General features: G+C 39.2%; 26 protein-coding genes and 1 pseudogene. 9 read left to right on the top strand and 18 right to left on the bottom strand.

What is annotated here, in order from left to right; translation table 11 throughout:
* The coding region (locus AC1DVK_RS23180; protein WP_477627478.1) for a transposase at nt 1–141 on the bottom strand (141 nt) is incomplete at its 3' end.
* A gap of 192 nt (nt 142–333) precedes the next feature.
* Between AC1DVK_RS23180 and AC1DVK_RS23175 the strand changes: the two genes are divergently transcribed.
* Genes AC1DVK_RS23175 through AC1DVK_RS23165 form a run of 3 tightly spaced genes read left to right on the top strand, consistent with a single transcriptional unit; the run spans nt 334 to nt 885 of the window.
* A complete protein-coding gene (locus AC1DVK_RS23175; protein WP_477627476.1) occupies nt 334–456 on the top strand; it encodes a hypothetical protein in 123 nt (40 codons plus the stop codon).
* Nucleotides 453–608 (top strand): hypothetical protein, encoded by a 156-nt coding sequence (locus AC1DVK_RS23170; RefSeq protein WP_477627475.1) that lies wholly within the window; start codon nt 453–455, stop codon nt 606–608. Before AC1DVK_RS23175 ends, AC1DVK_RS23170 begins: the two co-directional genes overlap by 4 nt.
* Nucleotides 601–885 carry a hypothetical protein gene (locus AC1DVK_RS23165; RefSeq protein WP_477627474.1) on the top strand — a complete coding sequence of 95 codons (285 nt, stop codon included), beginning with the start codon at nt 601–603 and terminating at the stop codon, nt 883–885. The genes AC1DVK_RS23170 and AC1DVK_RS23165 overlap by 8 nt, the downstream gene beginning before the upstream one ends.
* Before the next feature lie 327 nt (nt 886–1,212).
* On the opposite strand, the gene AC1DVK_RS23160 is transcribed toward AC1DVK_RS23165, so the two are convergent.
* The 6 genes from AC1DVK_RS23160 to AC1DVK_RS23135 all read right to left on the bottom strand — a co-directional run bounded on the left by AC1DVK_RS23160 (nt 1,213) and on the right by AC1DVK_RS23135 (nt 7,974).
* Nucleotides 1,213–1,755 carry a PepSY-associated TM helix domain-containing protein gene (locus tag AC1DVK_RS23160; RefSeq protein ID WP_089364577.1) on the bottom strand — a complete coding sequence of 181 codons (543 nt, stop codon included), beginning with the start codon at nt 1,753–1,755 and terminating at the stop codon, nt 1,213–1,215.
* Nucleotides 1,756–1,890: 135 nt separating this feature from the next.
* Nucleotides 1,891–2,811 carry a type I pantothenate kinase gene (gene coaA, locus AC1DVK_RS23155; RefSeq protein ID WP_061465949.1) on the bottom strand — a complete coding sequence of 307 codons (921 nt, stop codon included), beginning with the start codon at nt 2,809–2,811 and terminating at the stop codon, nt 1,891–1,893.
* 175 nt (nt 2,812–2,986) lie between these two features.
* Nucleotides 2,987–3,280 (bottom strand): RNA polymerase alpha subunit C-terminal domain-containing protein, encoded by a 294-nt coding sequence (locus AC1DVK_RS23150; protein WP_061461547.1) that lies wholly within the window; start codon nt 3,278–3,280, stop codon nt 2,987–2,989.
* Between the two features lie 689 nt (nt 3,281–3,969).
* A complete protein-coding gene (locus AC1DVK_RS23145; protein WP_318687058.1) occupies nt 3,970–5,373 on the bottom strand; it encodes an amino acid permease in 1,404 nt (467 codons plus the stop codon).
* A 408-nt stretch (nt 5,374–5,781) separates the two neighbouring features.
* Nucleotides 5,782–6,741: an L-threonine 3-dehydrogenase gene (locus AC1DVK_RS23140; protein ID WP_410863520.1), complete on the bottom strand. Its 960-nt coding sequence runs from the start codon at nt 6,739–6,741 to the stop codon at nt 5,782–5,784.
* 42 nt (nt 6,742–6,783) lie between these two features.
* Nucleotides 6,784–7,974 (bottom strand): glycine C-acetyltransferase, encoded by a 1,191-nt coding sequence (locus tag AC1DVK_RS23135; protein WP_410863521.1) that lies wholly within the window; start codon nt 7,972–7,974, stop codon nt 6,784–6,786.
* Nucleotides 7,975–8,346: 372 nt separating this feature from the next.
* Here AC1DVK_RS23135 and AC1DVK_RS23130 point away from each other — a divergent pair, with 372 nt between their 5' ends.
* Nucleotides 8,347–8,478, top strand: coding sequence for a hypothetical protein (locus AC1DVK_RS23130; protein WP_286140827.1), 132 nt, complete (start codon nt 8,347–8,349; stop codon nt 8,476–8,478).
* Between the two features lie 271 nt (nt 8,479–8,749).
* On the opposite strand, the gene AC1DVK_RS23125 is transcribed toward AC1DVK_RS23130, so the two are convergent.
* From AC1DVK_RS23125 to AC1DVK_RS23095, 7 genes are all read right to left on the bottom strand, one after another.
* Nucleotides 8,750–10,018 carry an S-adenosylmethionine decarboxylase related protein gene (locus tag AC1DVK_RS23125; protein ID WP_477627473.1) on the bottom strand — a complete coding sequence of 423 codons (1,269 nt, stop codon included), beginning with the start codon at nt 10,016–10,018 and terminating at the stop codon, nt 8,750–8,752.
* 467 nt (nt 10,019–10,485) lie between these two features.
* Nucleotides 10,486–11,004, bottom strand: a complete 519-nt coding sequence (locus tag AC1DVK_RS23120; RefSeq protein ID WP_089362628.1) for a YehS family protein — start codon at nt 11,002–11,004, stop codon at nt 10,486–10,488.
* Between the two features lie 362 nt (nt 11,005–11,366).
* A complete protein-coding gene (locus AC1DVK_RS23115) occupies nt 11,367–12,329 on the bottom strand; it encodes a tRNA dihydrouridine synthase (RefSeq protein WP_477627472.1) in 963 nt (320 codons plus the stop codon).
* A 246-nt stretch (nt 12,330–12,575) separates the two neighbouring features.
* The gene (gene rlmD / locus AC1DVK_RS23110) at nt 12,576–13,964 is read right to left on the bottom strand and encodes a 23S rRNA (uracil(1939)-C(5))-methyltransferase RlmD (protein WP_477627471.1); all 1,389 of its coding nucleotides are present in this window, start codon (nt 13,962–13,964) and stop codon (nt 12,576–12,578) included.
* A complete protein-coding gene (locus tag AC1DVK_RS23105; RefSeq protein WP_477627470.1) occupies nt 13,961–14,845 on the bottom strand; it encodes a DNA-3-methyladenine glycosylase family protein in 885 nt (294 codons plus the stop codon). Before AC1DVK_RS23105 ends, rlmD begins: the two co-directional genes overlap by 4 nt.
* Nucleotides 14,846–14,967: 122 nt before the next feature.
* Nucleotides 14,968–15,753 (bottom strand): delta-lactam-biosynthetic de-N-acetylase, encoded by a 786-nt coding sequence (gene pdaA / locus AC1DVK_RS23100; RefSeq protein ID WP_410863526.1) that lies wholly within the window; start codon nt 15,751–15,753, stop codon nt 14,968–14,970.
* A 196-nt stretch (nt 15,754–15,949) separates the two neighbouring features.
* Nucleotides 15,950–16,135, bottom strand: a complete 186-nt coding sequence (locus tag AC1DVK_RS23095) for a hypothetical protein (RefSeq protein ID WP_089362623.1) — start codon at nt 16,133–16,135, stop codon at nt 15,950–15,952.
* Between the two features lie 111 nt (nt 16,136–16,246).
* Here AC1DVK_RS23095 and AC1DVK_RS23090 point away from each other — a divergent pair, with 111 nt between their 5' ends.
* Nucleotides 16,247–16,384, top strand: a complete 138-nt coding sequence (locus AC1DVK_RS23090; protein WP_176431897.1) for a hypothetical protein — start codon at nt 16,247–16,249, stop codon at nt 16,382–16,384.
* 48 nt (nt 16,385–16,432) lie between these two features.
* On the opposite strand, the gene AC1DVK_RS23085 is transcribed toward AC1DVK_RS23090, so the two are convergent.
* Both AC1DVK_RS23085 and AC1DVK_RS23080 read right to left on the bottom strand, forming a co-directional pair.
* Complete coding sequence (locus tag AC1DVK_RS23085) at nt 16,433–18,001, bottom strand: fumarate hydratase (RefSeq protein ID WP_061461525.1); 1,569 nt, start codon at nt 17,999–18,001, stop codon at nt 16,433–16,435.
* 320 nt (nt 18,002–18,321) lie between these two features.
* Entirely contained in the window at nt 18,322–18,507 is a 186-nt protein-coding gene (locus AC1DVK_RS23080) for an SE1561 family protein (protein WP_089362622.1), read from the bottom strand.
* A gap of 155 nt (nt 18,508–18,662) precedes the next feature.
* Here AC1DVK_RS23080 and yfkAB point away from each other — a divergent pair, with 155 nt between their 5' ends.
* Nucleotides 18,663–19,784 carry a radical SAM/CxCxxxxC motif protein YfkAB gene (yfkAB, locus tag AC1DVK_RS23075; protein ID WP_477627477.1) on the top strand — a complete coding sequence of 374 codons (1,122 nt, stop codon included), beginning with the start codon at nt 18,663–18,665 and terminating at the stop codon, nt 19,782–19,784.
* 34 nt (nt 19,785–19,818) lie between these two features.
* On the opposite strand, the gene AC1DVK_RS23070 is transcribed toward yfkAB, so the two are convergent.
* Together AC1DVK_RS23070 and cax are read right to left on the bottom strand one after the other, a co-directional pair.
* A complete protein-coding gene (locus AC1DVK_RS23070; protein ID WP_410863529.1) occupies nt 19,819–20,631 on the bottom strand; it encodes a YfkD famly protein in 813 nt (270 codons plus the stop codon).
* Between the two features lie 461 nt (nt 20,632–21,092).
* Entirely contained in the window at nt 21,093–22,151 is a 1,059-nt protein-coding gene (cax, locus tag AC1DVK_RS23065; protein WP_410863554.1) for a calcium/proton exchanger, read from the bottom strand.
* Between the two features lie 188 nt (nt 22,152–22,339).
* Between cax and AC1DVK_RS23060 the strand changes: the two genes are divergently transcribed.
* The 3 genes and pseudogenes from AC1DVK_RS23060 to AC1DVK_RS23050 all read left to right on the top strand — a co-directional run.
* Nucleotides 22,340–23,506: an MFS transporter gene (locus tag AC1DVK_RS23060; protein ID WP_477627469.1), complete on the top strand. Its 1,167-nt coding sequence runs from the start codon at nt 22,340–22,342 to the stop codon at nt 23,504–23,506.
* 332 nt (nt 23,507–23,838) lie between these two features.
* Nucleotides 23,839–25,758, top strand: a complete 1,920-nt coding sequence (locus tag AC1DVK_RS23055; RefSeq protein ID WP_061461515.1) for a heavy metal translocating P-type ATPase — start codon at nt 23,839–23,841, stop codon at nt 25,756–25,758.
* A 297-nt stretch (nt 25,759–26,055) separates the two neighbouring features.
* Nucleotides 26,056–26,565, top strand: a pseudogene (locus AC1DVK_RS23050) (transposase); the annotation flags it as partial.

Below are 26,565 nucleotides of genomic sequence, written 5' to 3'. Positions count from 1 at the left end.
CTGTTGAATCCATCGATCTAAAGAAGAAGGAGTAAGTTCATATTCTTCAATAAGAGCCTTTCGTGTTTTTCCGTTTTGATAGAGTTGAATCATCTGTTTTTTAAATTCGGAAGTGAATGTACGGCGTTCTCTTTTCGTCATTTTGAGTGCTCCTTATCTGTAATAAGTTAAGTGTAGCTGCCCTTAAAATATCTGTCCAGATAAGTGTAGACGATTCATAGGTTCAATTTTCGGTGCTGTGCACGAATCTCTTAAAATTGGACTTACTGATAATACCAAACTAAAAGAGGTTCTTGAAATACACCTTAACTAAATTATAGGGGGCTATAAATTATGAAAAAACCTTACTTAGTCGTAGAGTGGAATGATTGTGAAACAGAGGCAAAGGGTTGGTTAGTGGTGCATAACTTTGTTAAAGGGTACGCAGGAGAGGCACAAGGATACATCCAGCAGTGACAAGAGAAGAGGTAGAGCGATTAGCAGAGGCAATGGCCTATAAATATAACGCTTCTGAAAGTGCCACCACCGGAGGATGTAAAGCAGGCATTTCTTACGATTATAAAGCCCCGGATGCGTATGAAGTGCTAAGAAGGTTTCTGATTGCCTGATGATGTAGGAGTATCATTAGGTAGTGATTTAGGTACGAAGTATGAGGAAGTACTAAGAGTATTTGATGAATTCAACATTGGAATACCTTTAACTAAATCTATGAAGGAAGATTTAATTGTTCATAAAGGTATAAAAGACTTTAATGCTATGTTAGCTACAAAAATAGATTGCTTCCTTTTAAACGATGCTGTAACAGGCTACGGTGTAGCATTTCGTGCAGATGAAGCGTGGAAATTTAAAGGTGAGCCTACAGTCAGAGATTTGATTGAGTGTTAACTTAATTCACCTTTTATTTGTGGTCTTTTTCTGAACCATCCCTATTCATTGAATATTAATATATGGAACCAAAACACTTCCAGCCCCATTTGGAAGTGTTTTGGCGTATTTACATTTCAGAAAACACCCATTCAATTTCTGAGTTTCCAGTTACGATTGATTTGATCGTGCCCCCAAAACGTATGGTTTGAACCCAAATTGTATTGTTGGCTTTTCCATCTTCTAAAAATATTGCCAGATACTCTTACAGCATGATATGCTCCAATTCCTACTAAAAGCTAGGTGAGTAGGAATGGTTAGATTGAATGGAAAAGCTTTTTCATACGATTAAACCTCCAAATCTCTTGCTTTTTTTTTCGCCATTCGACGCTTATAAAGGGGAAAGCCAAACATATAATACCCTGAAAATGACAGCAGTATTAAAGATAGACCTGTTATTGTGAGGATACTGTATCTATACCAATTACCAAAGAAGGATCCATCATGCAAAGTAATGAGGAAAGTTGAGTAATCCGGGTTTGTAGATAATACTTTTCCCGTACTCGCATCGATTTGAACACCTTGACTATTGTTAAAGCGAACCTGGTAAACATTTGCACTTGGTCTATATTCAATTCTAAATATATCTTCAACCGAGTCTACATTTGGAAGCCCCTGAGACGTAGCAATGGACACGACCCTGTCCATAGGTATCGATTGACTGGGACTCGCCTCTTTTCCCGTCCTTAACTCATCAGCCACTCCCAGTGGTATCATATAAACAAGCAAGAGGCCTGTGACTGCTATGAACATAAAAAAAACAGATAAAATTAATCCTGACCATTTATGTACTTTTTTGCTTAAATGATACAACTTTACAGATTTGGACATTCTTCCATCACCCTCCTTGACTTCAAAACAAATACAGAACCTCCCTGCTTCCTTTTATACAATTTGGAAATAGATTGGTTATATTTAAAAGTATTAAAGTCTTACCTCATTCTTAATCCGTTATTAATAGCCATATCATTTTCGTAAATAGATATTTTCAACTTTATGATCTGATCCTTTTTTTAAAACTAGATTGGCCCGTCCTTTTGTCGGCAGTATATTTTCATGTAAATTTTTCAAATTGATTTCTTCCCAAATTTGAGTCGCTTGTTCAATAGCATTTTCTTTAGACAAGTTAGTATAGCGATGAAAATAGGATTCGGGACGTTGAAATGCAGTCTTTTGAAGTAGAAGAAACCTTTCAACATACCACCTTTCTATGTCAACTACGTTTGCATCAACATAGAGTGAAAAATCAAAAAAGTCACTGACGAATACTTGATTTTCTTTATCAACTTGAAGAACATTAACACCTTCCACTATTAAAATATCTGGATTACAGATGGTTTGTACTTCATTTGACAAAATATCGTACGTTAAATGTGAGTAAATTGGAACTTCCACTTTATTTTTCCCTGCTTTTACATCACCGATAAGATTAATTAATTTTTGAGTATCATAACTTTCAGGAAACCCTTTTCTTTTCATCAATCCTTTTTCTTCTAAAGAGGCATTTGAATACAAAAAACCATCTGTTGTGACCAGGCCTACGTTTCTATGATTATCCCATCTAGATAATAATGTCTGAAGTAACCTCGCTGTCGTACTCTTTCCTACAGCAACACTCCCTGCAATTCCAATGATATAGGGTACTTTTTTAGCATTTGTTTTTAGAAATGAAGAAGTAGCAGTGTTAAGTTGCTGAGAAGCTTCGACATATAAATTAATTAAACGAGTCAAGGGCAAATAAATCTCTTCTACTTCCTGAATAGATATTTCTTCATTTATTCCTTTTAAATCATCCAATTCTTCTTCATTTAAAGGAAGGGGAGTATGGTTTCGTAAAGATGCCCACTTTTTTCTATTGAATTCAAAATAGGGAGTATAGGAACTCATGCTTTTCGTTACCTCACTTTTTAGAGTTACTTTCAGTTTAACAAGGATGGTGCCCATAAAAATTCAGGAATAATCGATTCCTAATCCCTTATTGACCTAAATCCCCCTGTGACTTGCGAAAGAAATTGAATGAAATATGCTCTAGGAGACATAAAATGCATTCCTTTCTTGGTGGTTAATTTTTGAATGATAACCCATTTGTCTGCAAAGCAGTCCTAAGTTTAGGCAAAGAAGCTGGTCCCATACCGTGAAATTTCAAAATCTCTTTTTCACTATATGTTGATAGCTGTTGCAATGAAGTTACCCCATTATTTTCCAATGCCCGTCTGGCTGGTGCCGAGAGCAGTGAAAGAAATCCATTGTCAGGTTTCCGTTCTTGCTCACAAATAGGGCAGATCGGACAGTCGCTGGATTTATAGTATTTGTGTCCTTTGTTGCAAGTCCTTAAAATTTTCTTTGAAGTTGTCATTTTTTCTGTCTCCTTTTCTCACTTTTTTGCCTTCTATCTTCTGCCAACTTTTCAATGGAATACTTAAAAGTACTAACATCATAGGTATATCACGCTAAGTATTAGTGGATATGTATTCGCCACGTTCATGATGTTATGTAATGCAACTAAACTCACTTATGAAGAAAGAAAAAGTTGCCTTAAGACCCGCTCAGATTTTAAGCCGGTACACCAGTTAATTGAACTAGGGTACTATTTCATTAGTCAAAAAAACTATGAATAAGTAACTAAACATTGGCCATCGTAAAAGTAAAATCATATTTAAAAATCGAAAAGGACCATCCAAACTGACAATAAGTATATCGATAAAGCTAGTATATCGATTGCAATCAATCAACGGTTTACCAAGACCTATTATCCGGTAAAACTAGAATATTAAAAAATGAATATCGAATAGTTGTTCATAAATGGTTTGCTCCATAAATATAAAAGAACAGAGCAAAAATAACAACCTACTTAATATGCTACATAATGTGTCTAATGTGCTTCTCACTTTCTAATGTAATTAGCCTGCCCCTTTAATGCATTAGAAAAGGGCTGCAGCAGCAGCCCTTTTTTGAGTTAAGCATCAGACTATTTAGATTTTCTTATCTTCGATCATTAAAAATGCATGAAAAACAATCGTCTCACTTAGAAATATCCAAAGTGAATTATAAATTAATCACTTTATCTTCTGTCTGAGGATCTGTCTGAACATCGGCTTGTACACGCTTGCCTATTCCAAAAGCGAAATAACTAATTACAACGATAGCCAGAAAACCTATTCCAACCATAAGTGATATACGTGTGTCATCATTAAACCACATACCTATTAATACCATGATCAAGAAAGCGATGGTCAGGTAGTTTGTAACAGGTGCAAAAGGCATTTTGAATGGATGATTATCCATTTCAGCTTTTTTTACTTTTCTGAATTGAATTTGACTGATCAGAATGACAAACCACGGAATCATACCAGGAAGTACGCTCGCACTGTATACATGCACAAATAAATTTTTTGGTGCAATATAACTTAAAACAACCCCAATTGCTAACCCGACTATCACGCCGAACGTTCCGAATAAAGGGACACCGCTATTAGATACTTTTGCAAAGAATTTTGGCGCTTGGCCATTCATCCCTAATGTGTAAAGCATACGTCCTGCACTGTAAATACCACTATTGCAGCCAGACATAGCAGCCGTGATTACGACAAAATTAATGATTCCAGCTGCTGCCGTGATACCAACTTTCGCAAAAGTAGCAACAAATGGACTGCCAATCGCACTTAATTGATCCCAAGGGTAAACGGTTACAATAATGAAAATCGCACCGATATAGAAAATTAAAATACGCCAAATGGTACTTTGAATCGCTTTGGTTATCGTTTTTTGCGGATCTTTTGCTTCACCAGCTGTAATCCCTATTAGTTCTACACCTTGATAAGCAGCAACAACTAGTGATAGTGCAAAGAAGAAACCCTTCCAACCACCTGTAAATAAACCACCATGTTCCCAAAGATTTGATAACCCTAATGCTTCTCCCCCGTTACCGATGCCAAAGAAAATAAGTCCAAATCCTGCAACGATCATTAATATAATCGTTACGATTTTTATCAGCGCAAACCAAAATTCAATTTCACCAAAGGACTTAACGGAAATCAAGTTCGCTGCCCCAAGAATAACCATTGCGATTAAGCCTGGAATCCAAGCAGGGAGATCCGGGTACCAATACTGCATGTACGTTCCAACTGCAATAATTTCTGCCATCCCGACGATAACCCACTGGAACCAGTTACTCCAAGCAGTCATATACCCTGCCAATGGATGAATGTACTTATAACCAAATGTTGCAAATGAACCTGTACTTGGCTCTAAGTACAGCATTTCCCCCATTGCGCGCATGATCAAGAATATAAATAAACCAGAGATCGCATAAGCTAACATTACAGACGGACCTGTCCATTGAATCGTGCTGGCTGAACCCATAAATAAACCGACACCAATCGTACCGCCCAAAGCGATCATCTGAATATGACGGCCTTTCAAGTCCCTATTCAAATCTTTGTTTGCCATTCCATTTCCCCCTACACTACTAATAGTCGAAATTTGATGCAAGATGCTTAATGCTCTCCCTATTTAGTATAGAAATGATATAGCAGGCTCCCACTCTTTTAAATCTATCTTAAAGCAGCCTCTTAAAATCATTCTTCACTTTTAATTTAAGCATTCCTGACAGTTAGAAAGGTTCTTGTAAACATGAATTTCTAGTTATTAAGTATCATATGAACTTAGAAGCATAGCTTTATCCTAATCAACCTATTTCCGAACAATTAATACGAGGTTGTTCAATTCCGCCTTATAGAAAGCGCTTACTTTTCATTGGTTATTGAAAGTGCATCCTTTAAACGTTTAAAATTCATCTGAATAAAGAAACTCGAATAAAAGAGTATTACAACTCTTTTATTCGGCAAGCAGGTTTATTTATGCGGTTACTAAAAGTGACCTTAATTTCAGTTTCACCAACATGTCATTCGTCATTTTCTCCAAATCATATTCCGCCTTAAATCCCCACTCTTCCATTGCACAAGTTGAATCTATTTTATTTGGCCAGCTATCGGCAATGGATTGTCTTACAGGATCGACGTCATAATTCATGACAAATTCCGGAATATGCCTTTTAATCTCGGCTGCAATTTGCTCCGGATCAAAGCTCATGGCAGACACATTGAAAGAATTCCGATGTTTTAATTTTGAAGCATCTGCCTCCATTAGTGTAATGATGGCAGCTAAAGCGTCAGGCATATACATCATATCCATATACGTTCCCTTATCAATGTAAGAAGTATATCGCTTGTTTTTAATCGCTTCATAGTAAATTTCAACTGCATAGTCGGTAGTTCCACCGCCAGGAGGTGTAACATACGAAATCAATCCCGGGAACCGGAGACCTCTCGTATCAACCCCAAATTTATGATGGTAATAATCACATAATAACTCCCCGGATACCTTATTCACTCCGTACATCGTATTCGGCCGTTGAATGCTGTCTTGCGGTGTCCAATCTTTAGGAGTCGATGGACCAAACGCACCAATAGAACTAGGTGTGAATAACTGGCAATCGAGTTCTCGTGCCGATTCCAAAGCATTGACCAATCCGCCCATGTTTAAATGCCAAGCTAAAAGAGGCTTCTTTTCAGCTGTTGCTGACAATAAAGCAGCTAAATGTATAATCGTATCCACTTCATGTTTTTTTGCCATATTAAACATCGCTTTTTCATCTGTAACATCTAAAATCTCAAATGGGCCTGATTGGGCAACATCGCTGTCCGTTTTTCGAATATCTGTTGCAATGATATTGTCAGATCCATAGATTTCTCTCATTTTCAGCGTCAGTTCTGAACCAATTTGACCTAAAGCACCCGTTACTAAGACTTTTTTCATCAAAAATCCCTCCCCTTTTTCTCTTTACAGCATGCAATGTTCTTAAATGATCGACATTTCTTTTCCTACTTTTTCATAAATCGCTAATGCACGATCCAGCATCTCTTTTGTATGAGCAGCAGTGGGCATATTCCGCACTCTTCCTGTTCCTTTTGGAACGGTAGGAAATACGATGGATTTAGCATATACGCCTTCTTCATTCAGCCTCTTTGAGAATTGCTGCGTTTTTGCTTCATCACCTATAATGCAAGGCGTAATCGGTGTTTCGCTCGCTCCGATATCAAACCCTAATTCTTTTAGGCCTTTTTTCAAGTAATCACTGTTTTCCCACAGCTTATTTTGAAGATCTGAGCTAGTCATCAAAATATCAATGGCTTCTATACTAGCTGCAACTGCTCCCGGTGTGGCAGCCGTTGAAAATAAAAATGGACGGCTTCTTACTTTTAACCAATCAATTAAATCTTTCTTTCCTGCTACATAGCCTCCTACAACACCAATGGCTTTGGATAATGTTCCAATTTGGAAATCCACTCTATCCGATAACCCGAAATGTTTTACCGTTCCTGCACCATTGCCTAGTACCCCCGAACCGTGTGCATCATCAACATAAGTAATTAAATCAAACTCTTCTGCAATCTCCACAATTTCAGGAAGCTTGGCAATATCCCCATCCATCGAGAAAACTCCATCGGTAATAATCATGACTTTGTTAAATAATCCGGACTCTTTTGCTTGACGCGCTTTTGTTCGTAAATCGTCCATGTCGGAATGGACAAATGGAATAATCTTTGCTTTAGATAATCGACATCCATCAATGATGGATGCATGATTCAGTTCATCTGAAAGAATGGCATCATGTTTATCCATCACTCCTGAAATGGCAGCCATATTACAATTAAAGCCCGATTGATAAGCAATGGCCGCTTCTGTATGTTTAAATTCAGCAAGCTTTTCTTCTAATTTAACATGAATATCTAATGTTCCGTTGATCGTACGAACGGCACCGGCTCCGACTCCATATGTTTTCGTTGCTTCTATGCAAGCCTCTTTCAATCGTCGATCTGTTGCTAAACCTAAATAGTTATTTGATGATAAATTAATTAATTCTCTGCCCGCAATGGTGATTACCGGACCGTTTGGACCTTCTACCGGATCAATAACGTTGTAAAGTCCTTTATTTTTTAAATCTTCCAAATTTTCTTTCAAAAATCGATTTAATATTTCACTTGACATTTAATATACCCCCTCATTGATGTTTGGAATAAATGCAGGAATTTTATATGTTTTACCCCTATTTCAAGTTTATTGAATTTGACCATTTTTTCTAAAAATACATGTGTCCTCTCTAAAAACACACAAGGAAGTAACCTAAATCCTTTTATACTAATAGTTCTAACAATCATAATAATAGAATTTTTCAACGTTGTCCATATTGTGTGGACAAAAAAATCGGAATTTTTGTAGTTTTACAATAAAACCCGCTAAAAAAGTCGTTCAAATCGCTGGAAATACAATGAGAATATCATCAATTTTCCAAAGAGACATATGTTTTATCTTCTGGCTTTTGGAGACTTTAACAAATAACCATAAAAAAGGAGGGATATAGTGAAAACAGAAGATGAAAAAACCTCAGAAGGCTTAAATGAGATCTTTGAAATCATCAATGCAAAAGGTGATATAGGAGAAATAAAAGAAATCGTCCAAAAATCTGTTGAAGAAGAAAATGAAGACAAGTAAACTTAGCGGATTAATTATCCTCTTTTATCTGTTTACATTGCTCTAATGGACAGTTAGTGTTCATTACAACACATAGGGTCCATACATCCTTTGACTAAACGGACCCTTTAGTTCATCAAAAAAAAAAAGTTATGCACATAATCAGGAGCAAAGTCTGAAGAATAAGGATTTCCCCTATTTCCTCCTTTCTTTATCCACAACTTGTGCACAACTTTATTAAATTGAAAAATTGAAGCCAGTCCCTTTCATTGATGACGACTTCAAATGTACATTATGGGTTCACCCTTTTCATCCTGTGAAGTAAAGGACCATCTGAATGTTTATTTTCCCCTATTACAAAATTCGTCATATAATAGGTCAAATATTGACCATAATGATTATTGGTTTTTAACAATAACTCATCCACATAGTAAACTCCTTTGGGGATTCGATCCATTAGCAGCACCGATAAGGCAGCATATATACCGCAGGCCACTTGAAAGTATGTTGCATTGGTTTTGTATTTGGAAAAGATTTCGCCATTCTCTAATACATTGTACATATAATGCTCCTTTTCTTGATAAACAATAAGGACACCAACTAGATCTTCCCCTTCAAGTTCGTCTTCAAGCGGATCGAGAACCTCCATTTCATGGTCCCACAATTGATCAACGTCATCCAGTTTTGAGCGGATTAACTCCGTCGTATGGTCATTTACCTTATATAAAAAGCCGCTTTCCATATCATACAATTTGCCCAAAGAATATACTTCTTCATGAGGCATTAAACAACCGTAAAACTGCTTGTCCCCTAAAGAGACTTTAAATTCGACATCATAAACATTTTCATATAAAAAGAGCGGTGTATGGTGGTTCATAAACATCGGATAGCTTGAAATAGCCTCGTCCAGAAAGCACTCGGGAGACCAGGATGTGTAAATGACGTCCTTTTTTGCCTTCGCCTTGTCCTTAAAAAAATAATTGTCATGCTCTACAATATAACAGCCAAGTGGACGTTCTCCTGAGTCTTTCTTTAACAGCTCAATGGCCATCCATTGAACCACCCCTGGATTCATTCCCGAACCAATGATGGCTGTTGAATTTGAAAATTGATCTTTATACTTTTCAAAATGCCTGATTCGTTCAATTAAAGGAAATCCATGAGATAATTCTTCCTTTTCGTCAATCGTTGTTTTTTCTATAGCGGAATTAACATAATTAACACCTAATGCATTACAGCAATCTAGTATTTCAACCGTATCCGCCCGTGATAGATCTATTACACAAAATGTTTTTGTGCTTTCAAGATGCTTAGTAAACCTCTTTGTATCTTTTAAATCAAGTTGATGGAATACAAAGTGATTTTTTAGCTGTGGAAATAATTCATGATAATATTTTTCTTCTTTTTGTTTAATATCGATTAAATGTAAAGTACAACTGGAAATAAAATGGTGGATTGGATCTCTTTTATCAATAACTGATTTATTCAATATGGAAAGTATTGATTTTGCGGCCCCTCCCGCACTTCCTAAAATGGTTATCACTTTTTTGTTATCATCCATTTCTGCACCTCGTTCAACCTTTTATTATTAAACTATGTGGTTGAGGATGAAATGCAATAGGCAACTACCATTTAATGATGAAATGAGAAATACGTACAATCTATTATCTTCAATATTATCCAAAGGGAAAAGCAAGTGAACGGATTTAATAGGTATGAGCAATGTGATTAATTCCTACTTCTCTTTTTTTGTCCACACATTATACACAACTTTATAAAGCCAACTTATAGAATAGACACCCAGTTATTTTGAAAACAGACATACAGCAGTGTATTGAATCATACAGGAATTCGGCATGGATGTGCAGGAGGTGCCTTATGGGCACATTCGATTTTTTATATGATTCCACACTGTTTATATGTTTAAACTAACGAAAAAGACCCCGAAATCGGAAAAGTATTTTCACGAAATCAAGGCGAAATTATCATAATGTGCATTTTTTTAATATAGCTGCTATTACTGAACCCTTATCCCCTATATCTCAAAGCTAACCCTTTTAAGAAATTCCTGGCGAATTTATCCCCGCACTCTTTATAATTTCTATGACCAACTTTTCTTAAAATGGCGCTTAATTCTCCTTTGGTTATCATGACTCCTGCTTCTTCCAAGATATCAATCATATCCTCGCTTGTTAATGTCAGCGCGATTTTCATTTTCTTTAGCAGAATATTATTCATGCTTTCCTTATTCTTTGCAGTAGGTGCCGGGTTTTCTGGCTGGCCGGGTTTTGGTTCTTGTTTTCCTCTTTTAAAAATGATCAAGCCATTTAAAAAGGACTCCAACATCGTATTGTTACATTTTATACCTTCATCATCCATATCATCTTCGTCGTATTCATCATAGAAACCATCTTTCGGCTTTGTGAGCATCTGCATGACTTCTTCTCTTGTCACTTCAATATCCCCGAGTTTAAATATCTCTACCATATCTTTATTTTTTATATCCAGCGCATATCTTAGTCGAATTAATATATCATGATTATGCATTCATAAACCTCCTGTATATTTTTTCTTTTTTCACAGTACCTTCATTATTTCACAAATGGATGGGAATAAACGCAGCTGAAAATCCTGGAACCCTTTACGGATTCCCGGATCAATCTGCCTATTATTTTATTTTCAGTTTCGTGATTACTTCCACATGTGCAGAGTGTAGGTGGCAACACAAGGGTGCTTGTGGGTTTATTACATTCTTAAGACCTTTTCCTTTAGAAAACAGACTTTATCAAAACAAAAGTTGCCGGCTGCAAAGGAACTTGAAACTGAATAAAATAAGTTCACATAAGTTGATGTGATCCATTTTTTCTCTGACTTTTTGAGAGCTACATCATTTCACTGTCCCCGTCCCATCAACAATCTTTTCCAAAGTTATCAAGCAATGCACGCACTTCATCCGTTGATTTCGTGTTCATTAATTGATTTCTTAATTCACCAGCTCCACGGAATCCTTTGACATAAATTTTGAAAAAGCGATGAAGCCCTGTGATTGAACGTGGCAGTGCTTCCGCATATTGATCTTGAAGATCAAGCTGCAGTCTTAAAAGATCAAGATATTCTTTACTGCTATGCTCTTTTGGCTCTTTTTCAAAAGCAAAAGGATTTTTAAAAATACCTCGCCCGATCATAACGCCATCAATACCATATTGTTCAGCAAGCTGCAGCCCAGTTTGACGGTCAGGAATGTCTCCATTGATTGTTAGTAGCGTATTTGGTGCGATATGGTCACGTAATTTTTTGATTTCCGGAATTAGCTCCCAATGCGCATCCGCTTGGCTCATTTCCTTTCTTGTACGTAAATGAATAGAAAGGTTCGCAACATCCTGTTTTAAAATATGCTTTAGCCACTCCTCCCACTCATTTACATCATTATAGCCAAGTCGTGTTTTCACGCTGACTGGCAGTCCGCCCGCTTTTGCTGCTTGAATAAGTTCTGCCGCAACATCTGGACGCAGAATAAGGCCACTACCTTTCCCTCTTGATGCCACATTCGGTACAGGGCAGCCCATATTAATATCGATGCCTTTAAATCCTAGCTCTGCCATGCCAATACTCATTTGACGGAAATATTCGGGATTGTCCCCCCAAATATGTGCCACCATTGGCTGTTCATCTTCTGTAAAAATCAAACGGCCACGCACACTTTTCATGCCCTCTGGATGACAATAGCTATCCGAGTTTGTAAACTCTGTGAAAAATACATCCGGTCGACCGGCTTCACTTACTACGTGGCGAAAAACAACATCTGTCACATCTTCCATTGGTGCAAGTACAAAAAATGGTCGTGGTAAATCACGCCAAAAATTATCTATCATTTTAAACTCAAATCCTCTCACTATGGATACAACTTCAAACTCTCGGTCAAAAAATATAAAGCCAAATGTTCCACTTCTTTTACACTTATATCATGCTTAATAACTTATTATCAAACACAAGTACATTTGGACATTTATAATTTGTGAAAAACTATCTTCTTACATCCTGGCGATATTCATATTCAATATAAAAAATTTATTAATCCGCTACAAATAGAATAAGGAAAAGGCAACTCCCGTATAGGGTTAGTTGCCTTCTTTTAAAATGAGTTGCGAGACACACTCCACATGGCTCGTCTGCGGGAACATATCCACAGGCTGCATGGATTCTACTTCGTATAATGCGCTCAATTCTTGAAGGTCCTTCGCCAATGTAGACGGATTGCAAGATACGTACACTATGGTTTTCGGTTTAACTTTCAAGATGGCCTGCAGTAAGGATTGGTCACAGCCGGATCTTGGTGGATCGACGACAAGCACGTCCGGTTTCCAGCCTTCTTTGGTCCAGCGTGGCAGGATATTCTCGGCTTTGCCTGTTTCATAATGCATGTTGGTGCGTTTGTGTCTGATGGCATTTTTCTTGGCGTCTTCAATGGATTCTTTGATGACGTCCATTCCGCGAACCTCTTTTGCATCTTCAGACAGCCAAAGTCCGATAGTGCCTACACCGCAATAAGCATCTACGACTTTTTCAGTGCCGGTCAGGGCTGCCGCTTTTTTCACTTCGTCATACATGCGGACTGTTTGGACCGGATTAAGTTGGAAGAAAGTACGGGCCGATAGTTCGTATGATAGGTCACCCAATGTTTCGTTGATGACTTTTTCGCCTGCAAGATGGATCGTCTTTTCGCCAAAAATAAGTGATGTGTTTTGGTTATTAATATTTTGAACGACTGATTTCACTTCCGGCAGTTGGTCACGAATTTGTTTAAGCAATTGATCTTTTTGTGGAATTTCTTCCGCTCCTGTAACTAAGACCACCTGCACTTCACCTGTTTCAAAGCCAACTCTTGTAATGACTGTACGGATCACACCTTTTCTCTTTCTTTCATTATAGATCGAGATATTCAGGTTCTTTAGGATCTTCTTCGCTGTACGTGTTACTTTATTAGTAGCCTTATGCTGTACAAGACAGTTGGGAATATCGATCAAGTTATGGGAGTTTAAGCCGTAAAGACCGGCAATCAATTTGCCATCTTTCTGACCGACTTGGTACTGACTTTTGTTGCGGTAGTTCCAAGGATCTTCCATGCCGATTGTTTCTTTTATATTTAATGAAGAAATCGGGAATTTCGTATGACGTTCCATCGCTTGAATGACGATATCGCGTTTTTCAATAAGCTGCTGGTCATAGCTTAAATGCTGTAACTGACATCCTCCGCATTCAGCATAAACCGGACATGGGGCTGCAATGCGGTGCGGTGATTCTTTCCGGATGGTTTTTATTTTTGCTTCAGAAAAGTTCGGCTGTACTTTCGTTATTAAAGCTACTATTTCTTCACCTGGTAATGCTCCTGGGACGAAGACGACTTTCTTTTTGAAATAACCGACTCCCTCCCCGTTAATGCCAAGCCGTTTAATGGTAAGGGGAAGCGTTTGATCCACTTCTAGTTTTGTATCTTGAATGTTTGTCATTTCTTTTCACTCCGTTTTTCAATGCTTCTCCACAAATAGAGGGAAGCGTAGCTTAGATATGGAGCCCATTTCACACTATAGGTTTCCATTTCTTCTTGGGTTGGCTTTTGCGGTAAGCCATATAATTTTTTCAAGGCATTTTGAATGCCAATATCGGCTTTGGGAAACAGATTCGGTCGGCCGAGTCCAAAAAGCAGGAAGTTTTCAGCCGTCCATCTACCGATACCGCGTATTTTTATTAGTGTATCCATAGCATCTTGATCGGATAACTTGTCCATTATATCAAGATTGAGATGGCCCTGAATGATTTGCTCGGAAAGTCCGATGACGTATTCCGCTTTTCGGCCACTGAATTGAATGGCTCTTAATTGCTCGATTTGAAGTTGGGCGGTTGTTTCCGATGTCGGATAAAACCAGGTACCTTCTATCTGGTATCCGAATGTTTTAACGAATCGTTCCGTGAGCGTATGTGCAAAAGATAAATTCAATTGCTGATGTATGATGCATTTGACGAGGCAACTGTAGTAATCGAAGTCCAAGACTATGGCTGTACCGCGGTGCTCTTCGAAGATTTCCCTTAAATCTGATTCCCGGAAATGCCGGGAAACGCCTTCTAATGGCTGATGCCAATGAAAAACCTTTTTTAACCGTTCGATTGCTTTTGACTTGTAAACCTCTGAATGACCTTTGATGATGAAAGATGGTTCATCGATATTTCCTATTGCCTGAACCTGCAAAACGATTGGTTCTCTTTCTATATATAGCGGAACTTTTACCGTCCTGTTAGTAAAATCAACTACCTGAAGTGGGTCTAACGATAATCGTTCGAGAACAAGATCGAAATTATAGGGTCCTTGAACCTGTAATTTTTCTGTCCACACAAGCGATCCATCCTTTAGCAGTTTTCCACGTATTATAGCATGTTTCCAGGAATATTACTTGAAATTGAAGAGAATGGATAAAAGCGGGACCTGAATTATCATTACAGGACCCGCTTTTTATTTTAATAAAGCATTCGGTTTGGCAATTGTTTCTCAATCATTAAATCATCAAGGCTACTGAATTTGTACCCCTGTTTTTCAAGATCCGTCAAAATCGAGTCGAGTGCTTCCGCATTATCTTTTGATACGGTATGCAGTAATAATATCGCCCCGGGATGAATCTGCTTAAGCACTTCATCGTGAGCGAACGCGGCACCCTTTTGTTGGTCAACAATCCAGTCCTTATATGCAAGCGACCAGAAAATGTGGTAATATCCTTCTTTTTGTGCGACTTTCATTGTTCTCTCATTGAATATACCACGCGGCGGCCTAAGGTAGTTCATCCCCTGTTGACCGGTTAATTTTTCCGTCGCTTTTTTAACCCTCTCCAGTTCAGTGCGAATTACAGCATCCGTCACACTGGTCATATCAGGATGGTTCCAAGAATGATTCCCGACGATATGTCCTTCATTCGCCATACGGACAACAAGCTCAGGTGCCGTTTTTAAATAATGACCCGTGACGAAAAAAGCCCCAGGAGCCTTATGTTTCTTCAGAACATCCAGAATCTGCGCAGTGTACCCATTTTCATAACCGTTATCAAACGTTAAGTATATATCTTTTTTCTTTGTATCCCCTTTATAAATCGCCTCATATTTAGGCAGCATCTCATTGAAGTTTTTACCAGCATCGGCAGGTGTCCCATTTTTCCCTTTATTGAAGCCCCAGTTATAGGATTCTGCAAAAGCGGGACTTGCCAAAGAGCATATCAAGCATATAAAAGCGGATAAAATCACGATTTTTTTCATTTGAATATCCCCCATGTTCTTTTTTCTTAGTGTTTGGAACATAGAGATTTATATGCATGATATTGCGAAGGTCGAATCTCGCTCCGTGGGGCGAATTATCCGGTTGGACGATTTCTGCTGCTCTAGGCTGAATTATAACCTTAATCCCACACAAAAAAAGGCCTTTCCTCCGAAAAGGATTGGCCCCTCTGTTTGTTTATCCTTTAAATAGCGCCTGTGCGGCCTTCCAAATAATGGTGATGGCAAAAATGAGAACGATTACAATTCCGATTACGTCTAGGAATGTTTCAAGACCGGAGAAAATAGTGTTTGCCACAGGAAGTTGGATGAAAGCAAAACCGGATAACATGGCGATAAAGAATAAGAAGTAGCTATTCTGCATGAAAATCCCCCCTTTCTCTTCTAATATATGTGCGGCCGTTCCAAAAGATTGTACTTTTATGAGGTAATTATCGCCTTTTTTTTCATATACATTTAACAAGGGGGGAATGAAATGCTGGAATGGGTTATCACGTTAGGCTTTGTTGGTTGTCTTGGTTTAGGTGGTGGAGTGTTTATTCATTTTGTGAAAAGTGGATTGAATTTAGAGGATTCATCGAGGATTGATCCACTTCCGGAAATGGACGAGTAAGATATGCAAAAGACGCTCAACCGATTGGTGAGCGTCTTTTACCATACATTATTTAAATACTGGTTCTTTGAATTGTGCCAATTTTTCCAATGAAGATTGCTGAACATCTTTATGGAGGCTGTTTCCATGTGAATCCATGGTAACAACTGCTGTAAATCCTTCAACGTTCAAATGCCACATTGCTTCTGGAATACCAAATTCAGTAAAGTTAACACCTTCGACGGATTTGATGCAGTCTGCATAATATTGAGCAGCCCCGCCGATTGCGTTTAGATAAACGCCGCCGTGTTCACTTAGTGCTTCTAATGTTTTCGGTCCCATTCCGCCTTTACCGATGACTGCACGGATGCCGAATCGTTTCATGATATCGCCTTGGTATGGTTCTTCACGAATACTTGTTGTTGGTCCCGCAGCCTTCACATGCCATTTACCTTCTTCGTCCTTCAGCATAACTGGTCCACAGTGATAAATGACTTGTCCGTCTAGGTCGATTGGTGCAGGATTTTCAGATAAGTGCTTATGGATAGCGTCACGGCCCGTATATATTCTGCCGTTAATATGAACTACGTCACCAACTTTTAATTCACGGATTTGTTCTTCCGTGATTGGTGCTTGCAGGGTGATTTCACGGGAAGCTTCAACGTCAGATTCTACAGCGGCTGCCACTTCTTCCTTCGCTGCTTTTTCTTCTTCTAGAGCAAAGTCGATTTTCTCGCCTTCTTGGTATAACCACTCATTGATTTCTCCTGTTTCGGGATTCACTTTCACACCTAAACGGCGGAAAGCCCAGCAGTTGTACGCAACGGAGACGAAAAAGCTTGCCGGAATACGGTGCATGACACCGATTTTACATCCAAGCAGTGTGGTTTCGCCGCCAAATCCCATCGTGCCGATTCCCAATTCATTAGCTGTCTTCATGATGTAATCTTCAAGATTACGAAGATCTTCATTCGGATTCACATCTTCATTACTGCGGAAAAGTTGAGCCTTAGCCAGATCATATCCGGATGAACGGTCCCCTCCAATACCAACGCCGATAAAGCCGGCACTGCATCCTTGCCCTTGTGCTTGGTAGACAGAGTGTAGGACACATTTACGGATTCCGTCCAAATCACGGCCCGCTTTCCCCAATCCTTCAAGCTCCATAGGCAGACTGTATTGAATGTTTTTATTTTCACAGCCGCCTCCTTTTAAGATGAGACGAACATCAATGTAGTCTTTTTCCCATTGATCGAATTTCATGACAGGAAGACCTTCCCCAAGATTATCCCCGCTATTTTCACCCGATAAAGAATCAACTGCGTTTGGACGAAGTTTTCCGCCCTTTGTCGCTAAAATGATTGCATTACGGATTGCGTCTTTTATTTCAAGTTGGTTCACGCCAACTGGAGTTTTAATTTTGAAAGTCGGCAGACCAGTATCCTGACAAATCGGTGATACATTGTCGTCAGCCATTGTAATATTATTCGTGATGGTGGCCAAGCTCAACGCTGAACGAGTGCCTGCATTTTCACGTTGTTTTGCGCTTTTTACCGCACGACGAACATCCTTTGGAAGATTCGTTGAAGTTTCAACGATAAGACTGTACATACTTTCTTGGAATTTTTGAATATCCAAATTTCTCTTCCCCCTCTTATTTCCCCTAGATTTAATCATTTCCCTGCTTCTCTATAAAGAGCGAATGATACAACACCCGTTTTATTATACATCTAACATAATCTTTCGAAAACAAGTAATTATTTTTCTTAATGAAAAGCAATTTGAAGAGGAATGTTCAAGCCGCAAAGAATAAGCCCATGAGTAAAATGTCATCACCAATCTTTACCTATTTATGATGAACGCAATCAATCATTATATATAAAAAAGGGATGACGCAGGTTGCTCGTCATCCCTTCATGAATATTAACATTGAAAAAATCATACTATCGAAACAGATATTATTCTTCGCGGGTTTTGAATTGTTCAACTTTGCCTTCCAAATCATCTATCATGCCGATTAAGCGGTCTATATCTTCCAATTCAGTATTTTCCGGTTCGATATGATCAAGAACCTCCATGAACATCGTGAGGCGTTCTTTTAAGTATGTTAATTGTTCGTTTTTACCTGTAATGGATTTTCCCATGAGGCACTCTCCTTCCGTTCTTCTTTCATCGTAACGAAATCTGCTTGAAAGTGCAATGGCAAGCTAAAATGCAGCTCTCCGCCATTTGACAATTTTTGTCCCCATTGTTCATAATGGGTTAGTGCATTATTACGTAAGGAGTTTTAAACATGTCAATAATCAAGCAAGATCTTTTAACACCAATTACACCCAAGTATGATCCTTGGGAAGCATATATGGACGTTGAACAATATGGAAAACTCTGCTTGACCAATGTGGAGTTCACTACCACCACCCTTTGCAATATGCGTTGCGAACATTGTGCTGTCGGCTACACACTTCAGCCTAAGGATCCGGATGCTCTGCCTTTGGAATTACTGATTCGGCGCCTTGATGAGATTCCTTTGCTTCGCTCGCTCAGCATCACTGGCGGGGAACCGATGCTATCTAGGAAACAAGTGAAGAATTATGTTTTACCTTTATTGAAATATGCCCGTAGCCGTGGGGTCCGCACACAAATCAATTCCAATTTGACCCTTGACTTGGAACGGTACGAGGAAATCATTCCTTATTTGGATGTCCTGCACATTTCCCATAACTGGGGAACGATCGATGAATTCATTGATATAGGCTTCGCCATGATGGACCGAAAACCATCACGGGAACAGCGAAAGAAGTTATTCGATAAAATGATTGAAAATTCCCGTGCCCTGACAAAAGCTGGTGTGCTGGTTTCTGCAGAAACGATGCTTAATAAACGCACATTGCCTCATCTTGAGCATATTCACAGACAAATTGTCGATGAAATGGGATGTCAAAGACATGAAATTCATCCGATGTATCCAAGCGATTTCGCTTCGGCACTTGAAACGTTATCATTGGAAAATATGCGTGAAGCGATCCATCATTTGCTTGATATCCGTGATGAAAATGTATGGATGCTTTTTGGCACCCTGCCATTCTATCCTTGCAATAACGCTAAAGAGGATATAGAGCTGCTTCAACGCCTGTATGGTTCACCTAAAGTGACGGTTCGAAATGACCCTGATGGACGTTCAAGGTTGAACGTCAATATTTTCACTGGGGAAGTGATCGTGACCGATTTCGGGGACGCACCTACATTGGGAAATATCATTGATTCGCCATTGACCGAATCGTACGACACATGGATGAATTCGAAACTGGCCAATGATTTGAACTGCCACTGCCCGGCAGTCAAATGTCTAGGCCCGAATGTTCTCGTCAAAAATGCATACTACCCGATGGAAGACTTCAGGATCAGGAAGTCTTCCATATAAAGAAAAAACTCGCCAATCCGGCGAGTTTTTCTTTTTACCTAGGTTGCTGAGAGACAGTAAAGCTGAAGGAAACATGGTCCTGAACCGGTATCCATGCACCGATGCCTTGAGAAGTGATGTTCTTGATCGTTATGGTTCGCTTATTTCCTTTTAGGTTCAAATATACTTCCCCATATGTGACCTTTCCTTTTTCATTGACTGCAGAAGCATAACTGGATAAGTAACCAATCCTATTTGAAGCCACATTGTATACCTCATCTTTTTTCGTACCAGCTCCGATGATCGTTTCGAAAGCCAATGGCAAATTGGTCTTTTCTGTGGCTTTTAACAGCATCATCTTTTGAACATCCTCAGCCTTAGGGATTTTCGCGGTAAGACCGCCGCTCACTGCCTTCTGACTCTCCTGGATGTAACGGATCCTGTATGGAACTTCACCGCCGCGATTATCATAGTAATTCATATTGATCTTTTGGTATTCCCAGTTTGGGGCCGTTTCCGAAGACTCATAATTCAATGCCCAATGACCAAGGTATATGGTCGCCCTGTAACCAAAAGCAAGCGGAGCCTTTGCAATTGCTGATTCATTCAACATATGAATGAGTTCTGGATTTTCAATCTTTATATCCGACGAATCGATCAATTGTTTGGCAAACTTACTCGGCTGCAGCATTGGAAGATCCTGAGTCGAGTTCGGATACGTATTCTCCTTTGCAATATTCAATACGGAAGGCGGGATATTCACCTTTTTCGGAGTTGCTTTATCTCCTGGTTTATTGGCTGCAAAACTTACATTCGCCTGAATGAAGGCAATTAGGGCAATCATCGTAATAAGAATAATTCTTTTCATGCTGTCGCTCTCCTTTTGAGGGGTTCAATCATTTTGTTTATAGATTTTGTTTTTAGCCAACATTCTATACATTTCATTCTGCTGTCGAATTTGTAATATATTTTTAAAGTTCAGAATATTTACTTTTTAATCGGAATCGGTTATACTTAATTTACATTATAAAAAGGAGGCGAAATCGTTCATACCTATTACACTTTCAGGAGGTATGCTTATCGAACAATCCATGACACCCTTTTAAAGGATGACAGAAAACGAACTCGCCCATACTTAAATCTGATGTAAAAGGATGGTGTAACACTCTAGAATATTTTCTCAACTTTTACAAAAGCATGATGAAAAATTTTGGAAAAACTTATGAATGGTAATTTACTAATATAGAAATGACTCTGCTAAATCTAACCTGAGCAGAGTCATTTTTATTTATATAAAAGAAGACCTTCCGCATCGGAAGGCCTGCATTATTATAATAAGTAAAATCCAATCCCCATGATGAAGTAGGCAGCCAATAGGGTAAGGCCTTCAAACCAGTTCGTTTCCCCGTCATTCGAAATCATGATCATCAGAAAGACTGCTGAAACCATTGAAATCAGTTCTGGCCATGTGAAAATAAGCGGCATATGAGTTGGATACATTAACGAAATCAATACTAGTACAGGAGCTACGAACATCGCTACTTGAAGTGTGGAACCAACGGCAATCTCCACAGCAACATCCATTTTATTTTTATAGGCCATCATGACGGCGGACGCATGCTCTGCCGCGTTACCCACGATCGCAACGATAATGACACCGATGAATAACTCTGTCCATCCGAAGGTTTCCCCCACTTCGCTGAAGGTATGTACAAGCTTCTCCGATACGAACGCAACAGCCAATGTAGCGGCAGCAAGTATTATAATTGCCTTTTTCTTACTCCATTCCGGTTCTTCCTCTTCATGTTCCTTCGTTTTCTGGTTATGCTGATATACCCCGCGGTGAGTAACCAATTTAAAGAATAATGCAGCAAGATATAATAAGATCAAAATGATGGAAATTCCGACACTTAACGACATCGTACTTGACTCACTCATGTTTTGTGTGAATACTTCCGGTATGACGAAGGCTACAATAACTGCAAATATTAACAGCCCGGCATTATGCCTGGCATCAAAAACATTAAATTTCTGCCGTTTGTATTTGGTCCCTCCGATGAAGAACGAAAGGCCAGCCACCAACAATAAGTTTCCTAAAACGGAACCAGTCAAAGACGCCAATACAACACCAACCAGCCCCGCCTTTAACGAAAAGACCGATATGATCAATTCAACTGCATTACCAAAGGTTGCATTCAATAGACCGCCAATCCTTGGTCCCATAACAATCGCTAAGCTTTCAGTCGCCCTGCCCATGAAGCCTGCAAGCGCGACGATTGTTAAGCAATATACTATGAACATGATTACGCTCGGCCAATGCAATAAAGACCCAAGGACAGATAATGGGACGCCTAATAGTACAAGCCCCAAAAATAATTTATTCACGATACTTCTCCTCACAATCCTATAGTTCTTTTCATATAACAAAAACTATCATACATAAACTTCGGGCAAAGACAAAGGAAAATTTTTCACCGCTCCTCTTCTTGTCAATATTTACCCAAATCCCTATTGCTTAATCCTCTTTCTAAGATGTAACATCAAAATTGTACACATTTCTTAGGAGACATGATTTTATGAATAATAAACTGCTTTTAAGTGTTTTAATCTTTATTGTCGGCATATCAGGCTTTTCTCAAGGAATGCTTCTGCCGATCATTGCCATCATTTTTGAAAATGACGGAATTAGTTCATCCTTAAACGGGTTTCATGCCGCCTCCCTTTATATTGGGATTCTGTTGATTTCTCCTTTTATGGAAGCGCCACTCCGTAAATATGGGTATAAGCCATTGATATTATTTGGCGGGATAACGGTCATTCTCTCTCTTGCCTTATTTCCTGTTTGGAAATCATTCTGGTTTTGGTTCGTACTACGTTTCTTCATTGGAATCGGCGATCATACACTCCACTTTGCTACCCAGACATGGATCACTGCCATTTCACCAATAGCGAAGCGCGGTAGAAATCTCGCTATTTACGGACTTTTCTTCAGTCTTGGCTTCATGGTTGGCCCGCTAATGACGAAGCTTCTCGAGATTAATCAGTCTTTGCCTTTCATCTTTACATCCATACTCAGCCTTCTTACTTGGTTAACTGTTTTCCTTATTAGAAATGAGCTTCCTGAACAGGATGAATCTGAAAACACATCATTTCTGGGCACACTTAAAAGGTTTACGAAGGTGAGCCGCATAGCTTGGGTCGCTTTTTTACTTCCTTTCACTTTTGGCGTGCTCGAAGCATCATTGAATAGTAACTTTCCAGTTTTCGCCCTGCGCTCCGGAATCGATTTAACTGCGGTATCCATTATAATTCCGGCATTTTCAGGCGGAACCCTGCTTACACAGATTCCCCTGGGAATGATCAGTGATCGCTTTGGCCGGCGAAAAACCTTGCTGACTATCCTCTTTTCGGGATTTACCATATTTTCTCTAGCAGGGATTTATTCTTATTCAGTGCCTGGACTATTCATCTGCTTCATGCTTGGAGGTATGATGGTTGGTTCGACTTTCTCTCTGGGAATCAGTTATATGGCAGATCTGTTACCTCGAAACCTTTTACCAGCAGGAAATTTATTATGCAGTATTTTCTATAGTCTGGGCAGCATCGGCGGTCCATTCTTTGGCGGCCTTGTAATAGATCATGTACACAGTGGGAATTTTTTTCATATGATAAGTATCATGCTTTTCCTTGTCTTTATTTCATTGGCCTTTTTTAAGGAGAAACTGCCTGCATCTGTTATGTAATATAGTTTATTATCTGGACAATTCCATTTATTATTCAATTTGCATGGTATTTACAATAACCCTTGTATATTGAAATAACTGGCATTTTATATTTTTTCTAGATTAGAATCATTCTTCTTTATTTTTGAATAGGATATGTGGTAATATAATATTAACAAAAGGGACATCACGTTAATAAATCTTTGTAATCATTGCTGTCATCGCAATTACGATGGCAGCTTTCATATTTTATCCAGAGAAATGACGTTGATTATCTTTCTCAATTAGATATAATACAAATGATAATCCATATCATTTACACAAAAATAGAAAAGAATTTGGGAGGGAATCTTATGACTACAGATACTAAACATTTAACCCAACCGGCTACATGCAAAACCTCTTGGTTGGAAAAGGCAAAACCTCATTTAGAACTTATTGCTGCATTATTCAGCGGTTTATTAATAGTTTTGGGCTGGGCTCTTTCAAAGAACGGAATGGAGTCCACTTCCATAGTCATATACTTAGCCTCTTTCCTGATTGGCGGATACGCCAAGGCAAAGGAAGGCATAGAAGATACGATTGCCGACCGGGAATTGAATGTTGAGATGCTGATGATTTTTGCCGCCATCGGTTCTGCGATTATCGGATACTGGACGGAAGGTGCCATATTGATTTTCATCTTCGCTTTAAGCGGTGCGCTTGAGACATACACGATGAATAAAAGCCATAAAGAGATTTCGGCGCTTATGGACTTACAGCCAGAAGAAGCGCTGCGCATCACTAAAGGATATGAAGAGACCGTATCCGTTTCCCATTTGCTTGTCGGGGATTTGATTTTAGTGAAACCAGGTGAGAGAGTTCCTTCTGATGGAAAAATCACGGACGGCCGTACCAATCTAGATGAAGCGGCCATCACTGGTGAATCCATACCAGTCAGCAAATCCTTGGATGATGAAGTTTTTGCGGGAACGGTTAATCTCCGTGGGACGATTACCGTGGAAATTACCAAACCAGCAAGTGAAACATTATTTCAAAAAATAATCACTCTCGTTCAATCCGCACAAAGCGAAAAGTCCCCTTCCCAGCTGTTCATTGAACGGTTTGAAGGGACTTATGTAAAAGTCGTATTGACAGTTGTCGGCTTGATGATGTTCGTACCACATTTCATATTGGGCTGGAGCTGGACCGAAACATTCTACAGAGCGATGATCCTGCTCGTTGTCGCTTCTCCTTGTGCCCTTGTGGCATCAATAATGCCAGCTACACTTTCTGCCATTTCAAATGGCGCCCGCCATGGCATTTTATTTAAAGGCGGCATCCATCTTGAGAATCTAGGAAATCTACAGGCTATTGCCCTAGATAAAACCGGAACACTGACAAAAGGTAAACCAGAGGTAACGGATGTTATTATCCGCGAAGATTTAAGCGAAGAAGATTTCTTATTTCATGTTGCTTCTGTTGAAAATTATTCAAACCACCCTTTGGCAACATCAATCGTACGTTATGCTAAAACGAAGTTGCAAAAGGACATCATTAAACCGGATAACATGGAAGATATCTCAGGTAATGGGGTTCAAGCTTATTTCAAAGGCATGCTTTGGCAAGTCGGAAAAGCTGGTTTCGTCGGCCGGAGCGAAGCCGAACGATTCAAAAACGGCATTGCGCTGACATTTGCTGAACAAGGCAAGACAATTGTTTATGCTAAAGATGATCTTGGGATTGCCGGTATAATCACTTTGAAAGATGTCGTGCGTGAAGAAGCGATCGTTGCCATCGAAGCTTTGAAAAATGAGGGGATCCATACCGTCATGCTGACAGGTGATGGTGAAAAAACCGCTAAAGCGATTGCGTCGGAGACCCATATTGATGCATATATTGCCGAGTGCCTACCTGAAACCAAAGTGAATGAAGTGAAAAAGCTGAAAGAAAATTTTGGTACAGTAGCAATGGTTGGGGATGGCATCAATGATGCACCTGCACTGGCAACAGCTTCCGTTGGAATTGCAATGGGTGAAGGCACGGATGTTGCCTTGGAGACAGCTGATGTTGTTCTGATGAAGAATGACCTCCCGCGTATCGCGGAAGCCGTCAAATTATCCAAGAAGATGAATCGAATCATCAAACAAAACGTCATTTTCTCGATCTCGGTCATCATGATTCTGATAGCATCCAATTTCCTTCAATTCCTGGACCTTCCATATGGTGTCATTGGCCATGAAGGAAGCACAATCCTTGTTATATTGAATAGCTTAAGACTTTTGAGAAACTAAAATGAAAAAGAAGGAGCCTAAAGGCTCCCTCAGACTGTAGACAAACTCTAGGAAAATCGAGTTTGTCTATTTTTTATGAGTTGTACAATTTGGCCGTTGATTTCCACTCCAGGCACTCGCTTTCCGCGGGCGGTCGGGGAGCCTCCTCGGCTTGCCTGCGGGGTCTCCCCTAGACGCGCTTTTCCCGCAGGAGTCTCGTACCTTCCGTTCCAATCAACTTTGTCTTATCTTTTAGATAAACACTTTTGCCCTGAGTCGCTTTTGTTTTAAAATAGAAGTATTAAAACTTGAGGTGATGAGGCTGCCATTGACTTCACTTTCATTTATGACTTGGTGAAAGATATGTATTCAGAGGTAGGACGCCCAAGTGTTGATCCAGTTATTTTAGTTAAACTGACATTCGTTCCATGCGTAAAACGATTGAAGAAGTTGAAACSAATATGGCTTACCGTTGGTTCTTAGGCTATGGTTCCATGATAAAGTACCTCATTTCTCTACGTTYGGGAAAAATTATGAGCGACGCTTTAAAGATACAGACCTGTTYGAACAGATTTTCTATCGCATTTTAATGACAGCTGCTAATAAAAAGKTAATAAGTGCTGAACACGTTTTCGTGGATTCCACACATGTGAAAGCCAGTGCGAATAAACGGAAATTTGAAAAGAAAATCGTTCGTAAAGAAACACGAGCGTATCAAGGGCGTCTTCAAGAAGAAATCAATCAAGATCGTGAAAACCATGGAAAGAAGCCTTTTCCATCAGATAAATTTGATAAAGAAGAGACCAAAGAGATTAAAGAAAGTACAAC

The sequence above is a fragment of the Peribacillus sp. P4_B1 genome (assembly GCF_056402395.1).
This window is presented reverse-complemented; position numbering and strand designations above follow the sequence as displayed.

What these genes read in the sequence shown, in the direction of transcription:
- AC1DVK_RS23115 (WP_477627472.1), bottom strand. Translation starts at nt 12,329, where the DNA reads ATGATAGATAATTTTTGGCGTGATTTACCACGACCATTTTTTGTACTT.
- AC1DVK_RS23140 (WP_410863520.1), bottom strand. Translation starts at nt 6,741, where the DNA reads ATGAAAAAAGTCTTAGTAACGGGTGCTTTAGGTCAAATTGGTTCAGAA.
- AC1DVK_RS23055 (WP_061461515.1), top strand. Translation starts at nt 23,839, where the DNA reads ATGACTACAGATACTAAACATTTAACCCAACCGGCTACATGCAAAACC.
- AC1DVK_RS23160 (WP_089364577.1), bottom strand. Translation starts at nt 1,755, where the DNA reads ATGTCCAAATCTGTAAAGTTGTATCATTTAAGCAAAAAAGTACATAAA.
- AC1DVK_RS23175 (WP_477627476.1), top strand. Translation starts at nt 334, where the DNA reads ATGAAAAAACCTTACTTAGTCGTAGAGTGGAATGATTGTGAAACAGAG.
- rlmD (WP_477627471.1), bottom strand. Translation starts at nt 13,964, where the DNA reads ATGACAAACATTCAAGATACAAAACTAGAAGTGGATCAAACGCTTCCC.
- AC1DVK_RS23120 (WP_089362628.1), bottom strand. Translation starts at nt 11,004, where the DNA reads ATGCATAATCATGATATATTAATTCGACTAAGATATGCGCTGGATATA.
- AC1DVK_RS23090 (WP_176431897.1), top strand. Translation starts at nt 16,247, where the DNA reads ATGCTGGAATGGGTTATCACGTTAGGCTTTGTTGGTTGTCTTGGTTTA.
- pdaA (WP_410863526.1), bottom strand. Translation starts at nt 15,753, where the DNA reads ATGAAAAAAATCGTGATTTTATCCGCTTTTATATGCTTGATATGCTCT.
- AC1DVK_RS23145 (WP_318687058.1), bottom strand. Translation starts at nt 5,373, where the DNA reads ATGGCAAACAAAGATTTGAATAGGGACTTGAAAGGCCGTCATATTCAG.
- AC1DVK_RS23080 (WP_089362622.1), bottom strand. Translation starts at nt 18,507, where the DNA reads ATGGGAAAATCCATTACAGGTAAAAACGAACAATTAACATACTTAAAA.
- AC1DVK_RS23070 (WP_410863529.1), bottom strand. Translation starts at nt 20,631, where the DNA reads ATGAAAAGAATTATTCTTATTACGATGATTGCCCTAATTGCCTTCATT.
- AC1DVK_RS23150 (WP_061461547.1), bottom strand. Translation starts at nt 3,280, where the DNA reads ATGACAACTTCAAAGAAAATTTTAAGGACTTGCAACAAAGGACACAAA.
- AC1DVK_RS23095 (WP_089362623.1), bottom strand. Translation starts at nt 16,135, where the DNA reads ATGCAGAATAGCTACTTCTTATTCTTTATCGCCATGTTATCCGGTTTT.
- AC1DVK_RS23135 (WP_410863521.1), bottom strand. Translation starts at nt 7,974, where the DNA reads ATGTCAAGTGAAATATTAAATCGATTTTTGAAAGAAAATTTGGAAGAT.
- coaA (WP_061465949.1), bottom strand. Translation starts at nt 2,811, where the DNA reads ATGAGTTCCTATACTCCCTATTTTGAATTCAATAGAAAAAAGTGGGCA.
- AC1DVK_RS23060 (WP_477627469.1), top strand. Translation starts at nt 22,340, where the DNA reads ATGAATAATAAACTGCTTTTAAGTGTTTTAATCTTTATTGTCGGCATA.
- AC1DVK_RS23125 (WP_477627473.1), bottom strand. Translation starts at nt 10,018, where the DNA reads ATGGATGATAACAAAAAAGTGATAACCATTTTAGGAAGTGCGGGAGGG.